This is a genomic window from Halorubrum salipaludis, from assembly GCF_002286985.1.
GTDB lineage: Archaea > Halobacteriota > Halobacteria > Halobacteriales > Haloferacaceae > Halorubrum > Halorubrum salipaludis.
On record NZ_NSKC01000001.1, the window covers coordinates 463,150 to 476,155 of the forward strand.

General features: G+C 68.7%; 10 protein-coding genes and 2 tRNA genes. 2 read left to right on the plus strand and 10 right to left on the minus strand.

The window, feature by feature from the left end:
* Nucleotides 1-94 precede the first annotated feature (94 nt).
* From CK500_RS02090 to CK500_RS02120, 7 genes are read right to left on the minus strand one after another with little or no spacing between them, the layout of a single operon-like run.
* Nucleotides 95-907, minus strand: coding sequence for a DUF7537 family lipoprotein (locus tag CK500_RS02090; RefSeq protein ID WP_095635595.1), 813 nt, complete (start codon nt 905-907; stop codon nt 95-97).
* Between the two features lie 45 nt (nt 908-952).
* Nucleotides 953-1,372 carry a NusA-like transcription termination signal-binding factor gene (locus CK500_RS02095; RefSeq protein ID WP_095635596.1) on the minus strand — a complete coding sequence of 140 codons (420 nt, stop codon included), beginning with the start codon at nt 1,370-1,372 and terminating at the stop codon, nt 953-955.
* Complete coding sequence (rpoA2, locus tag CK500_RS02100) at nt 1,372-2,586, minus strand: DNA-directed RNA polymerase subunit A'' (protein WP_095635597.1); 1,215 nt, start codon at nt 2,584-2,586, stop codon at nt 1,372-1,374. The genes CK500_RS02095 and rpoA2 overlap by 1 nt, the downstream gene beginning before the upstream one ends.
* On the minus strand, nt 2,579-5,500 hold the full coding sequence (locus CK500_RS02105) for a DNA-directed RNA polymerase subunit A' (RefSeq protein WP_095635598.1): 2,922 nt from the start codon (nt 5,498-5,500) through the stop codon (nt 2,579-2,581). Before CK500_RS02105 ends, rpoA2 begins: the two co-directional genes overlap by 8 nt.
* Before the next feature lie 6 nt (nt 5,501-5,506).
* Nucleotides 5,507-7,336, minus strand: coding sequence for a DNA-directed RNA polymerase subunit B (rpoB, locus tag CK500_RS02110; protein WP_095635599.1), 1,830 nt, complete (start codon nt 7,334-7,336; stop codon nt 5,507-5,509).
* A 1-nt stretch (nt 7,337) separates the two neighbouring features.
* Nucleotides 7,338-8,903: a DNA-directed RNA polymerase subunit B'' gene (locus tag CK500_RS02115; protein ID WP_095635600.1), complete on the minus strand. Its 1,566-nt coding sequence runs from the start codon at nt 8,901-8,903 to the stop codon at nt 7,338-7,340.
* Nucleotides 8,900-9,127: a DNA-directed RNA polymerase subunit H gene (locus tag CK500_RS02120; RefSeq protein WP_095635601.1), complete on the minus strand. Its 228-nt coding sequence runs from the start codon at nt 9,125-9,127 to the stop codon at nt 8,900-8,902. The genes CK500_RS02115 and CK500_RS02120 overlap by 4 nt, the downstream gene beginning before the upstream one ends.
* A 303-nt stretch (nt 9,128-9,430) precedes the next feature.
* Between CK500_RS02120 and CK500_RS02125 the strand changes: the two genes are divergently transcribed.
* Nucleotides 9,431-9,503 (plus strand) — tRNA-Asp (locus tag CK500_RS02125).
* 29 nt (nt 9,504-9,532) lie between these two features.
* Nucleotides 9,533-9,605: transfer RNA gene (locus CK500_RS02130), tRNA-Asp, on the plus strand.
* A gap of 245 nt (nt 9,606-9,850) precedes the next feature.
* Here the strand turns inward: CK500_RS02130 and CK500_RS02135 are convergent.
* The 3 genes from CK500_RS02135 to CK500_RS02145 all read right to left on the minus strand — a co-directional run bounded on the left by CK500_RS02135 (nt 9,851) and on the right by CK500_RS02145 (nt 12,959).
* The gene (locus CK500_RS02135) at nt 9,851-10,855 is read right to left on the minus strand and encodes a histone deacetylase family protein (protein WP_095635602.1); all 1,005 of its coding nucleotides are present in this window, start codon (nt 10,853-10,855) and stop codon (nt 9,851-9,853) included.
* Nucleotides 10,856-11,287, minus strand: a complete 432-nt coding sequence (locus CK500_RS02140) for a histone (protein ID WP_095635603.1) — start codon at nt 11,285-11,287, stop codon at nt 10,856-10,858.
* A 160-nt stretch (nt 11,288-11,447) separates the two neighbouring features.
* Nucleotides 11,448-12,959, minus strand: a complete 1,512-nt coding sequence (locus CK500_RS02145) for a single-stranded DNA binding protein (protein ID WP_095635604.1) — start codon at nt 12,957-12,959, stop codon at nt 11,448-11,450.
* Between the last annotated feature and the right edge of the window lie 47 nt (nt 12,960-13,006).

The window sequence follows — 13,006 nt, forward strand, 5'->3', positions numbered from 1 at the left end:
GGCGCTCTCGTCGGCTTACCGGCTCAACGGAAGCGAGCGCCCGTCGTTTCGACTGGAAGCGAGTCGCGCTCGCGGCCGAGAGCGCGTCCCCGAGTCAGGCGCTCGTCTCCTCGCGCGCCGCTTCGACCCACTCCGGCTCCGCCACCGTCGCGCCGAGGTCGCGGTAGTCGATGTCGACGTCGACGGTCGCCTCCTGCCCGTCGTGGGGGCCCGCCCACGACTGTTCGAGCCGCGGCACCACGCCGGACTCGTACACGTGGACGGTCGCCGACGCCGTCTCGACCGTCTCGGGGACGTTCCGGTCGCCCTCGAAGGCGTCCGCGGTGAACCGCGCCGTCCGCTCGCCGCCCACCTCGCCCTCGCCGTCGCTCGTCGGGTTCCACAGGTTCAGCCCCTCGTACTCCGTCTCGCCGCCTTCCGTCTGTCCCTCGACGCGGATCCCCGTCACCACCTCCGAGCGCATCGCCGATTCGAGGTCGTCGGCGGATCGGTCGACCGCCTGTCTCCCGTACTGCGTCTCGTCGCCGACCCGCTGGCGGACCAGCGCGTCGCCGTCGGCGACGTACAGCTCCGACACGTCGGTCTCCTCGGTCTCGGTCAGCTCCTGTCGCACGTACTGCCGCCCGTTTTCGAGGTCGTACGCCGACTCGTACTCCTGTGAGGGGAGCCACGGGCTCGGCTCCGCGTCGCCGTCGTGGCTCGTCTCCGCGGTCGAGAACAGCGTGGCGCCGCCCGCCTCGACGATCGCCTCGACGTGGCGCTCCGAGAGGACCGCCACGTCGAGGCCGTCCTCGTCGCGCCAGTCGGCCTCGGGAAACGGGCGATCGGGGCCGCCGCCGCCGAGACAGCCGGCGAGTCCGATAGCGGCTCCGGTTCCGGCGCCGACGAGGAAGCGTCTCCGGTCCATGTCGCGACAAGCGAGCGCGTCGGCAAAAGGGCGTGGGTTCCGACCTCAGGTCAGCTGGATGTCGTCGATGTCGAAGTGGCGCTCCGCCAGGGTCCGCGCCGTCTCGATGTTGGCGCCCTCCGCGCCGATGGCGACGCCGCGGTCCGCCTCCGGCACCTCGACGTACGCCACCCGGTCGTTCTGCTCCGAGATGGTGACGGCGTTGACCGCCGCCGGCGAGAGCGCGCTCGCGACGAACGCCTCCGCCGTGTCCGCGTCCTCGACCAAGTCGACGGACTTGCCGAGCCGGCGCTCCGCCTCCTCGACGGTCTCGCCGGCCTGTCCGATCGCGGCGGCCATCTCGCCGGCCGGCACGAGGAACACGAGCCGGTCGCTCTCCACGAGGCAGTCCTTCGGCGCGACCCCGGTCAGCTCGTCGAAGCGACCGATATAGCGCCGGGCCTCGTCGGAGAGCTCGACGTACATTAGTCGTCGCCCACGACGCGCGACCCCATCCGGAGGTCGACGTCGCCGGTACCGAGCGAGATCGGCTTGCCGGCGATGACGTTCTCGATGACGCCGTCGAGCTCGTCGTACTCGCCGTGGATCGCGGCGTCGAGCAGGTGGTTGACCGTCACCTCGAACGCCGCGCGCGCGAGCACGGAGTCCTTCGAGCCCGAGATGCCGTGGCGACCGATCGACTCGATCTCGCCGTTGTTCGTCATGATATCGGCCACCAGCATGAGGTGGCGGACGTTCACGTCGTCGAGCCCCTGCTCTTCGAGCGTGTTCTTCGTCTCGTCGATGATCGTCTCGCGGGCCGCCTCGACCCCGAGGTTGCGGTAGATCTCGTGGATGTTGTTACACGTCGTGCGCGAGGCGTCGACGCCCTCGATGTCGAGGGTGTCGCCGAACGCCGACCCCTCGGTGTAGAGGACGAACTCCTCCTCGCCGTCGATCTCCTCTTTGCGGATGACGACGCGTTCGATCTCCTCGATCCCCTTGAACACGATCTCGCGGAGCCGCTCGACGAGCTGGAGCAGCTCGCGGTAGCTCGGCTCGTTCGGCCCGAACTCCACGACGGTCCCCGACTGCCGGGTGTTGACGCCGAGCGAGTCCTCGATCGTCTCGGCGATGATCGCGGCGACCTCCGACGGGTCCGAGTGGGTCGGCCACCGTTCGAGGAGGGTGTCGTCGTTCAGGTCGATCCGCACCAGCATGTCCGCGACGTTCGTCGACACGTCGCCGAGCGCGAGGATGCGCGTCGCCTCGATCGACCAGACGACCTCGTGGGCCTTCTGGCGGTCCGTGGCGTACTCGCCCTCGAGGTGGACGGTCATCATCGGCGTGTCCGGCGTCTTCCGGGCGTCCACCAGCTCGATGAGCCGGGGGAGCCCCTGCGTCACGTCGATCTCCGCGACGCCGGCGTAGTGGAACGTGTTCATCGTCATCTGCGTCCCGGGCTCGCCGATCGACTGCGCGGAGACGGTGCCGACCGGGTCTAGCGGGTCCACGCGCGTCTCGATGTACCGGTTCTCGACGCCGGTCGCGATGTCGGTGGCCTGCTCGACGGTGACCTCGCCCGCCTCCTCGGCCTTCCGGTCGATCGCCTCGTACACCTCGTCTTTGAGGCGGGCGGGAAGCTCCGTGGCCTCCACGACCGCCTCGATGTCGTCGGTGACGTGGTCGTACTCAGTCATCCGACTCCACCCCCGAGGCCTTGTTCAGGCCCGGCCCTGAGTGCTCCGAGAGGTTCGTCGGCGGCGCGCGCTCGCCGAGGAAGCGGTCCTTCTCGTCGTCGGACTCGAACTCGGCGTCGACGACGCGGTCGACGATGTCGTCGACGTCGATGCCGTCGCCCTCGCCGGAGGAGACCTTGACCGGCGAGGTGCCGTCCTCACCGAACTCGAACTGGACGATCCGGCCCGAGGTGTCCCGGACCGTGCCGTCGTACTGCGCCTCCAGCTCGGAGAGCGCGTTGATGAGCCGGCGCTGGAGGTAGCCGGACTTGGAGGTCCGGACCGCCGTGTCGACCAGCCCCTCGCGGCCGCCCATCGCGTGGAAGAAGAACTCCTCGGGCGTGAGCCCGCCACGGTAGGAGTTCTCCACGAAGCCGTGCGCCTCCGCGGACAGGTCGTTCTCCCGGTAGTGAGAGAGCGTCCGGTCCTCGTAGCCCCGGTTGATCCGCTCGCCGCGGACCGCCTGCTGGCCGACGGAGCCGGCCATCTGCGTGAGGTTCAGCATCGACCCACGCGCGCCGGAGCGGGCCATCACGACCGCCGGGTTGTCGTCGCCGAAGTGCTGGTCGGCGATCTCGCCGGCCGAGTCGCGGGCCTTCCCGAGCGTCTGCATGATCTTCATCTCCAGCGTCTCGTCGACGCCGCGGCCGGGGAGCGACTCCAGCTCGCCGGCCTCGTAGGTCGAGATGAGCTCCTGGACGCGGTCGTACGCGCTCTGGATCGCGTCGTCGACCTGCTCTTCGGCCTCCGGCGGGATCGACTCGTCGTCGATCCCGATCGAGAACCCGAAGTGCATGATCGCGCGCATCGCCAGCGACGCGATCTCGTTGATGAACACGCGCGAGCGCGTCTCGCCGTACTCCTTCGTGAGGGTGTCGACAACCTCGCCGCCGAACGCGCCGACGGCGTCCTCGTCGATCGTCCCCTCGACCAGCTGGCCGTTCTCGATGAGGACGCTGTCGCCCGTCGACGAGGTGAAGTCCAGCGAGAGGTCGTCGGGGAGCAGCTCCGAGAACAGCGTGCGGCCGGTCCAGTACTCGCGGCCGTCGTCGTCGACGCCGTCCGCCTCGGGCAGCTCGTCGACGCGGGTCGCGCGCAGCAGGTCCAGCGCCTGCGTCTCCGTGAACTCGGGGTTCGAGTGCGTGAGCAGGTACGTCCCGGAGATGTGGTCCTGGATGGCGCCGATGATGTTCCCGCCGAACCGCGGCGAGAGGATCTGCTCTTGGACGCGCATGAGGACGCGCGCCTCGGCGCGGGCCTCCTCGTTCTGGAGGGCGTGCATGTTCATCTCGTCGCCGTCGAAGTCGGCGTTGTACGGCGGACAGACAACGGTGTTGAGCCGGAACGTCTTGTACGGCATCACCACGACCTCGTGGGCCATGATGGACATCCGGTGCAGCGAGGGCTGCCGGTTGAAGATCACGATGTCGCCGTCGACGAGGTGGCGGTTGACCTCCCAGTCGGCCTCGACCTTCTCGGCGAGCTCCTCGCAGTTCTTCTCAGTCACCTTCAGGCGGCGACCGTCGGGGCGGCGCACGTAGTTCGCGCCGGGGTGGGCCTCGGGCCCGTTCCGGACGTACTGCCGCGCCTCCTCGACGTTGCGCTCGGTGACGTTGAGCGTCTGGGTCATCTCCTTGGCGACCCGGTCCGGGACGCCGACCTCGTTCAGCGAGAGGGTCGGGTCCGGCGAGATGACGGTCCGGGCGGAGAAGTTCACGCGTTTGCCCGACAGGGAGCCGCGGAAGCGACCCTCCTTCCCCTTCAGCCGCTGGCTGAGGGTCTTGAGGGGGCGGCCGGAGCGGTGGCGCGCCGGCGGCGTCCCGCTGATCTCGTTGTCGACGAAGGTGGTGACGTGGTACTGGAGCAGCTCCCAGAGGTCCTCGATGATCAGCTGCGGGGCGCCCGCCTCGCGGTTCTCCATGAACCGCTGGTTGATCCGGATGATGTCGACCAGCTTGTGCGTGAGGTCGTCCTCGGAGCGCTGGCCGTTGTCCAGCGTGATGGAGGGGCGCGTGGTGACCGGCGGGACCGGGAGGACCGTCAGGATCATCCACTCCGGTCGGGAGTGCTCGGAGTCGATGCCGAGCACCTCCAGGTCCTCATCCGGGATGTCCTCGAACCAGTCGCGGATGTCCGAGGGCATCAGCTTGTTCATGTCCTCCTCGGTGAGGTCCACGTCGAGGGCCTTCTCGATGGCGCGGCGGTCCTCCTTGCGCGGGCGGAACTCGCCGGCCATGATCTCGTTGATCCGGTCTAAGGCGATGTCGGTCTTCTCGGCGAGCTCCTGCGGCGAGGTGCCCGGGTCGTCCTCCTCCTCGTCGGGCTGCATCGCGGCCGCGATGCGCTCGGAGTAGTCGCCCGAGAGCACGTCCTGAACCTCGTAGTACGTGGTCGGCTTCTCGTGTTTGATGTCCGCCTGCGGCTCGCCGCAGAACGGGCAGGTCGACGCCTTCCGGGCCTGCCGGACGGCGGCCTTGAGCACGTCGTGTTCGTCGTCGCCGAGCTCCTGCGCCCGCTCGTAGCGGTCGCGGAACTCGTCGCGCTGCGCCTCGTCTAAGGCGAGCTTCCCGCACTCGCGGCAGGTCGACCGGAGCAGCCGCCGGATGAGCTTCGTGAAGCCCACGTGGATGACGGGCGCGGCCAGCTCGATGTGACCGAAGTGGCCGTTACAGGAGCCGGAGTGGGAGCCGCAGGTCCGACACTCCAGGCCGGGGTCGATGACGCCGAGCCGCGGGTCCATCAGCCCCATGTCGATCGGGTAGCCGTCGTCGTCGTACGTGTCGGCCGTGATCACCTTCGTCGCGGACATGTCCCGGTACGTCTCCGGGTCCATGAGGCCGAAGTCGATGCCGCCGAGCACTTTCGGTGTTTGCATTGACATTTAAATCGCGTCCTCCAGTTCGAGTTTCGGTCGGATGCCGAGGGCGATCATCTCGTCGAGCAGCAGCTTGAACGCGTAGCTGACCTCCAGCTCGTGGATGTCGTCCTCGTCGCCCGTGACGGGGTCGTACACCCGGCGCTGCTCGCGGTCCTCGACGGCGACGAGCCCGGTCTCCGCGGAGACGTGGACCGTCTCCGCGTCGGAGGACTCCAAGAGCCGCTCGTTGAGCACCATCGACGCGCCGTGGCCGATGATCGTGTCGCGCTCCATCTCCCCGACGCGCAGGCCGCCCTCGCGGGCGCGCCCCTCGGTCGGCTGGCGCGTGAGCACCTGCACCGGACCGCGCGAGCGGGCGTGGAGCTTGTTCGACACCATGTGGTACAGCTTGTGGTAGAAGATCGTCCCGACGAAGATCTCCGCCTCGATCTTCTCGCCGGTGACGCCGGAGTACATGACCTCCTTGCCGGAGGACTTGAAGCCGTGCTCCTCTAAGCCGCCGCGGAGCTCCTCCTCGTCTTCGCCCTGGAACGGCGTGCCGTCGACCCGCGAGCCGCGCAGCGAGCCGACCTTGCCGCCGAGCATCTCCAGCACGTGACCCACCGTCATCCGCGACGGGAGCGCGTGCGGGTTCATCACGAGGTCGGGGACGACCCCCTCCTCGGTGAACGGCATGTCCTCCTGGGGCGCGAGGTGGCCCACGACGCCCTTCTGGCCGTGTCGGGACGCGAACTTGTCGCCCAGCTCGGGGACGCGCTGGTCGCGCACCTTCACCTTCGAGAGCTTGGAGCCGTCCTCGCCCTCCATCAGCGTCACCGTGTCGACGACGCCCGACTCGCCCGAGCGCATCGTCACCGAGGTCTCACGGCGCTTCTGCGGGGAGAGCCCGCCCATGTCGTCGGGTTCCTCCAAGAAGCGCGGCGGACTGGTCTTGCCGAGCAGCACCGAGGACTCGTCCACCTTCGTCTCGGGGTTGACGAGGCCGTCCTCGTCGAGGTGGGTGTACGCGTCCTCGCCGCGCGCGCCGCGCACGTCCTGTTCGGGGATCTCGAAGCGGTCCTCCTGCCCGCCGGGGTACCGCCGCTCCTCGCCCTCGTAGGTCCGGAAGAAGTGCGAGCGGGTGAGCGCGCGGTCGACGGACCCCTGGTTCATCACCAGCGCGTCCTCGATGTTGAACCCCTCGTAGGACATCACGGCGACGACGAAGTTCTGCGCCGCCGGCCGCTTGTCGAAGCTGATCTGGTCGGACGTCTGCGTCTTCACCATCGCCAGCTGCGGGTAGTGCAGCAGGTGCTGACGCGTGTCCGGCCGGATCCGGTAGTTGGCCGAGGGGAGCCCGAGCGACTGCTTCATCATCCCCGCGCCCATGGTAATTCGCGGGCTCGCGTTGTGCTCGGGGTACGGGATCATCCCCGCGCCGATACCGAACACGAGCTGCGGGTCGATCTCGAGGTGCGTGTGGTCCTCGGTCACGTCCCCCTCGTCGACCGCGACGAGGATGTCCTCCTCCTCCTCGGCGTCGATGAACTCGACGTAGCCGCGCTCGACGAGGTCCTCGAACTCGACCTCGCCGCGTTCGAGGGCCTCGACCTCCTCGTCGCCCAGCAGGGGCTCGCCGTTCTCGACGACGATCAGCGGGCGGCGGGCGCGCCCCGCGTCCGCGTTGACGATCACTTCCTGGGTCCGGTCTTTGACCGAGACGTTCACCATCTCCGAGACGTCGCCGCGCCGGCGGGCCTCGCGGATCTGTTCGGCGAGGGCCTCGGGGTCCGGATGGGTCCCGACGAGGCTCCCGTTGACGTACACCTTCGCTTCGCGTTCTGCCTGAGCCATATTAGTCGTCCGCCGTCTGTCGTTCGACGCCCTCGATGCCGGGGATCCCCTCGACACCCATCGACGCCAGTTCTCGTTTCAGCCCCTGTTCGTCGTCTACGGTCTGTGACAGCTCCATCGCCTGCGCGAAGTTCTTCACGAGCCCGCAGTTCGGTCCCTCCGGGGTCTCGGAGGGACAGATGCGACCCCACTGGGTCGCGTGGAGGTCCCGCGCCTTGAAGTGCGGCTGCGAGCGCGACAGCGGCGAGCGCAGGCGCCGGAGGTGCGAGAGCACGCCCATGTAGTCGGTCCGGTCGACGAGCTGGGAGACGCCCGAGCGGCCGCCCACCCAGTTCCCCGTCGCGATCGGGTGTTCGAGCCGCTCGGTCAGCACGTCGGATCGGACAACCGTGTTGACGGTGAGCTCGCGGTTCCGCATGTTCGCGCGCTCGAGCTGGTACTTCACGTCGCGCGCCAGCTTGTTCAGCGCGGTCCGGAACAGGTCGCGCATCAGGTCGCCGGAGACCTTCAGGCGCTTGTTCGCGTAGTGGTCCTTGTCGTCGGCCTCGCGGCGGTCTAAGGCGAGCTCGAAGCACGCCTCGGCCATCCGGCAGAGGTAGTACGCCTTGTTGATCCGCACGTCCTCCTCGTCAACGCCCTCCTCGTGGAGGTGCGGGAGGAGGTAGCGGTCGATGACGTAGTTCGCCCGCTTGAGCTGGTAGTTCTTCCCCTGGCCGGAGGCGACGCGCTCACCGAGGGTCTCGATGGCCTCCTCGGTGGTCTGCACGTCGGCCTCCTCCAGATTCTCCAGCATGAACTTCACGATCTCGGGGTCGTCCGAGACGCGGTGGACGATCTCCTCGTCGGACTCCAGTCCGAGCGCGCGGACGAGGGTCACGAAGTCGATCGAGCCCGAGACGGACGGGAACGACACTTCGAGCAGCCCCTCGCGGTTGCGCTCGCAGAGCACCAGCGCGCGGTAGCCGCGGCGCTGAGAGAACGTCTTCGCGACCTGGATCTCGTCGCCGTACTTCGAGTCGTACTCGGCGAGGATCTTGTTCGGCGCGAGGTCCTCCGAGGTCATCAGCACGCGCTCGGAGCCGTTGACGATGAAGTAGCCGCCGGGGTCGACGGGGTCCTCGCCGATGTCGATGAGCTCCTCGTCGGAGAAGCCGGCCATGTTACACTTGTCCGAGCCGACCATGATCGGCATCCGGCCGACCTTGGTCTCGGTCGTGTCGACGACCTGCTCGGGCTCCTCCTCGCCGCCGCGCACGATGGACATCTCCATGAACACGGGCGCCGAGTAGGTGATGTTCCGGAGGCGGGCCTCCTGGGGGTACAGCAGTTCCTCGGAGCCGTCGGCCTCGCGGACGCGCGGGGTGACCATCCGCACGTCACCGAGCTCGACGTAGACGGGTTCCTGGCCCTCCTTGTCGCCGATGTCGGTCTCGATCGTCTCCTTCTCGTCGACGACCTCCTGCATCCCGCGGTCCAGGAAGTTGTTGAACGATCGGAAGTGGTGTTCGGCGAGCCGTTCGTCCGAGAAATACTCGCGTGACACCACGCGTCGGTCTTGCCTGTTCATGAGACGACTAATCGGTACACGACCGCTTCCTCGGTCGTGCGAGAGTTTCGAGTGATCTTCACCACGTCACCGACCTCGGCCTCGTCGGGGAGCGCGGGATCTGTGCGTTTGATCTTCGGTAGGTTCGTCCGTTTCACGTCGTACTCCGCCAGAACCTCGTCGACCTCTTCGGGTTCGAGGAGGACGTGATCCGGGACGAGTTCGTGTTGGCTTACGTCTACCATGGGTGGTGGTTATTGAGAGAAGCTATCACGAGATACTACAGATCGCTATATGCGCCAACGGCATAAGGCTTGCCAAGCGGCTCCGCCGCGCACGGCTCACGGCGACGGGGGCGTGCGATACCCTAACTCACGCGGGTATCACACAAAAGGGTACCGCCGCGATCGACTTGGACGCGACCGATCCGGCTGCGATCGGCCTCGCCACGACCAACCGCGCCGCCGTCGGTCCCTGTCACCGGTCACCATCGTCGGCGGGGATGACAAGCCTTATTTGCCAGACAGGGGTACGAATGACTGCGACAAGCCCGGATGGTGTAGTGGCCCATCATACGACCCTGTCACGGTCGTGACGCGGGTTCAAATCCCGCTCCGGGCGTCCCGACGCTTCGGGGTCTGTCGCTGTTTGCCCGGATGGTGTAGTGGCCCATCATACGACCCTGTCACGGTCGTGACGCGGGTTCAAATCCCGCTCCGGGCGTTCCTGTCGACGCCGACTACGAGCGAGGAGCGTCAGCGACGAGCGAGTCCGGCGTCGACGAACCCAGACAAGGGATTTGAACCAGAGAGTGGAGCGAGTGAAACGAGCGGAACGACTGAGGTTCAAATCCCGCTCCGGGCGTTTTCGTTCTTACCGATCAACGAGCGGTGAGCATCGCGAACCGCGGGTCCGGCGTCGACGAAACCTTCAAAAACCGACTCCCGGGCGACGATCGCGGTTCCGTTCTACAGATCGAGGAGCTCCCGCAGCTCCGCGACCAGCGACTCCGTCTCGTCGTCGGGGTCATCGTCGTCGCCGACGGGAGTGCGCCCGTCGAACGTCTCGTGGACCATCGAGACGCCTTCGGCCAGCGTGTCGAGCCCGTAGCCGCCCTCGAGCACGTAGGCGTTCGCGGCACCGACCTCGTCGGTGACCGACCGGATCCGGTCGGTCATCAGCGCGTACCCCTCCGAGGAGACGCGCATCCGCGAGATGGGGTCGTGGCGGTGGGCGTCGAACCCGGCCGAGACGATCACGAGGTCGGGGTCGAACCGTTCGATCGCGGGCGCGACCGCCTCGTCGATGGCGTAGAGGTAGTCGGCGTCGCCCGCGCCGGCCGCGAGCGGGAGGTTCACCGTCGTCCCCTCGCCCTCGTCGCGGCCGGTCTCGTCGAGCGCGCCCGTGTCGGGGTAGAGCCCCTCCTCGTGGATCGACGCGTAGAGCACGTCGCCGCGCTCGTAGAACACGTCCTGGGTGCCGTTCCCGTGGTGCACGTCCCAGTCGAAGATCGCGACCCGGTCCGCGGCGCCCTCGTCGAGGACGGTCTGGGTCGCGACGGCGGCGTTGTTGAAGAAGCAGAACCCCATGGCGTCGTCGGGCACCGCGTGGTGGCCCGGCGGCCGGCCGAGCGCGAAGGGGGTGTCGCGGCCGTCGTCGCCGTCGAGCGCGGAGCGAGCCGCCCACTGGGCGAGCCCCGCCGAGGTGAGCGCGGCGTCCCACGTCCCCTCGCTCGCGACGGTGTCTGGGTCCCAGTTCCCGCCGCCGTCGTCGACGAACGCCTCCAGCTCGTCGACGTACTCCGCGTCGTGGACCGCGACGACCTCCTCGCGCGTCGCTGGGTCCGCCTCGGCGTACTCGACGCCGTGCCGCTTCGCCAGCCCGCGGCGGATCGCGCGCAGCCGGTCCGGGTTCTCCGGGTGCCGTTCGCCGGTGTCGTGTTCGAGACACCGCTCGCTGTAGCCGAAGCGCATCTACTCGAACAGCGCGAAGTACGTCTCGATGTCCTCGGCCTGTACGGTCCGTCTGTCGGCGTGGCGCGCGAGCGTCGCAGCCGCGCTCGCGACGTTGTCGGCGTAGTCCTCCAAGATGTCGGCCAGCGCGATCCGCGCGTCGACGCCCACGCGGTACCGGTCGTCGATCCGGAGCCGCGCGATCCGGTCGATGGGGGCGACGGGCAGGGTGAGATCCTCGCGGCTGATCACCTGTTCGACGCCGAAATCGGACGCCATCAGCGTCTTCCGTCCGTCCTCGGTTGCCCGTTCGGCCGCGTCGATCGCCAGCTCCGCGCCGTGCGCTTGGATCCGGCGAGCCAACTCCTCGGCGGCGTCCGCGCTCACGCGGAGGTCCCCGGCGTTCCGCCGGATGATCCCGTCGACCGGCGCGAACGGCAACTCGACACTCATACACACAGTCGCGTCCGGTCGCCGTAAAACGTTTCCGTTACCCGCTCTCCGCCGCCGAGCGACTGCGTCGGCGCTACTCCGTCGCTCCCGTCGGCGGCCGCCGTCCCCGCTTGACCGTCGCTCCGTCGCCGGCTGTTCCGCGCGCCGCGCGCCCGCCCGATCAGAACACGTCGTCGGCGTCGATCGTCCCGTCTCGCTCGGGTCCGCGCACCGTGACCTCCTCGCCGAGGCGGAGGCTCGCGTCGGTCTCGACGCTCTTCGTGCGCTGGCCGTCGTCCAACACGACGGGATCGCCGGTCTGGACGACCGTCCCGGTGAACTCGACGTCCTCGGTCGACCGCTCCGCCGTCGCGGCCGCGGCGCCGCCGGCGCCCCCGCTCTCGCCGCCGGTCCCGCCGGTTCCGTCGCCGTCGGCGGTCTCGCCCGCGACGGCCTCGGCGGCCGCCTTCTGCCCGTCCTCGGCGAAGGCGCCGAGTCCGGTCTCGTTCCCGCCGCGGTCGTCGCTCCCGGAGTCGGAAGCGCCGGCTCCGCGGGCGTCGTCCGCGCCCCCGCCGGCCGCGTCGCTCCCCTCCTCAAGGACGGTGACCGTCGAGCGCCAGTTCGCGGAGGCCTCGAGGTCGTCCTGCCAGCCGTCCTGGATCTCCACGTCGGTGAAGACGACGCGATCGGCTAAGTCGATCTCGCGGTCGGCCTTGTCGCCCCACAGCGCGACGCGGATCTCGCCGGTGTCGTCTTTGATCCGGACGTTCCGGACCTGCCCCTCGGAGCCGTCGTCGCGGTCGAACGTGCGCTTCGGGTCGGTCTCGATGACGCCCCCGCCGATGTCGACGGTCTCGCCGATCTCCAGGTCCGCGATGTCGGCGGTCTCCGGGACGTACTCCACGTCCTCGTCGACGCGCTCGACGGTGCCGCGGTCGCCGACGTGGAGCTCCAAGTCGCCGTCGCGCTCGCGGACGTAGCCGTCGCCGACCTCGACGACCTCGCCGGCCTCGAACTCCTCGGCGAGGTCGGCCTTGCCGTCCCACAGCGTCACGCGCACGCGACCCGTCTCGTCGCCGACGGTGAGGTTGGCGACCCGCCCCTCGGAGCCGTCGTCGCGGTCGAACGTCCGGATCGCGTCCGTGTCGAGCACCTGTCCGACGAGGTCCACGTCGGAGGCGCCGAGCGAGAGGTCCTCCACCCGGTAGGTGTCGAGCACCTGCACGTCGACCTCGGCGTCCTCGTCCGGCTCGACCTTGTCCGCGCTCACCTCGAGGCCGCTGTACCCCTCCTTCGGGCGGCCCATGACGCGGAGCACCTGGCCGACCTCGAGCTCCTCTTCGGCCGCCGCGGCCATGTCGTCCCACAGCGCGACCCGCACGGAGCCGGAGGCGTCTGCCACGTCGACGTTGCAGACGCGGCCCTCCTCGGCGTCCTCGTCGTCGCGCTCGAACGTGCGGACGTCGCCGATGGCGGTCACCTTCCCGAGGAACTTCACCTCGTTCATCCCCGGTTCGATGTCGGCGATCGTGTCGGCCTCCTCGTCGCGCAGCTCGTGGGCGATCAGCATCGCGGCCGTCTCCTCGTCGGCGAGCCCGCCCATCTGCTCGACCTTGTCCTCGACGGCCGCCTCGAACTCCTCGAACTCGACGTCGGTGTCGAGATCCTCGTAGACGTCCTCTATCACTCCCATACGCGTACCACCTCGGTTGTCGAGTCCGCGGATAAGCGTTGTCCTTG

Excerpts from the sequence above, each read along its gene's own strand:
- CK500_RS02105 (WP_095635598.1), bottom strand. The coding sequence starts at position 5,500 with ATGCAAACACCGAAAGTGCTCGGCGGCATCGACTTCGGCCTCATGGAC.
- rpoA2 (WP_095635597.1), bottom strand. The coding sequence starts at position 2,586 with ATGACTGAGTACGACCACGTCACCGACGACATCGAGGCGGTCGTGGAG.
- CK500_RS02145 (WP_095635604.1), bottom strand. The coding sequence starts at position 12,959 with ATGGGAGTGATAGAGGACGTCTACGAGGATCTCGACACCGACGTCGAG.
- CK500_RS02090 (WP_095635595.1), bottom strand. The coding sequence starts at position 907 with ATGGACCGGAGACGCTTCCTCGTCGGCGCCGGAACCGGAGCCGCTATC.
- CK500_RS02135 (WP_095635602.1), bottom strand. The coding sequence starts at position 10,855 with ATGCGCTTCGGCTACAGCGAGCGGTGTCTCGAACACGACACCGGCGAA.
- CK500_RS02095 (WP_095635596.1), bottom strand. The coding sequence starts at position 1,372 with ATGTACGTCGAGCTCTCCGACGAGGCCCGGCGCTATATCGGTCGCTTC.
- CK500_RS02120 (WP_095635601.1), bottom strand. The coding sequence starts at position 9,127 with ATGGTAGACGTAAGCCAACACGAACTCGTCCCGGATCACGTCCTCCTC.
- CK500_RS02140 (WP_095635603.1), bottom strand. The coding sequence starts at position 11,287 with ATGAGTGTCGAGTTGCCGTTCGCGCCGGTCGACGGGATCATCCGGCGG.
- CK500_RS02115 (WP_095635600.1), bottom strand. The coding sequence starts at position 8,903 with ATGAACAGGCAAGACCGACGCGTGGTGTCACGCGAGTATTTCTCGGAC.
- rpoB (WP_095635599.1), bottom strand. The coding sequence starts at position 7,336 with ATGGCTCAGGCAGAACGCGAAGCGAAGGTGTACGTCAACGGGAGCCTC.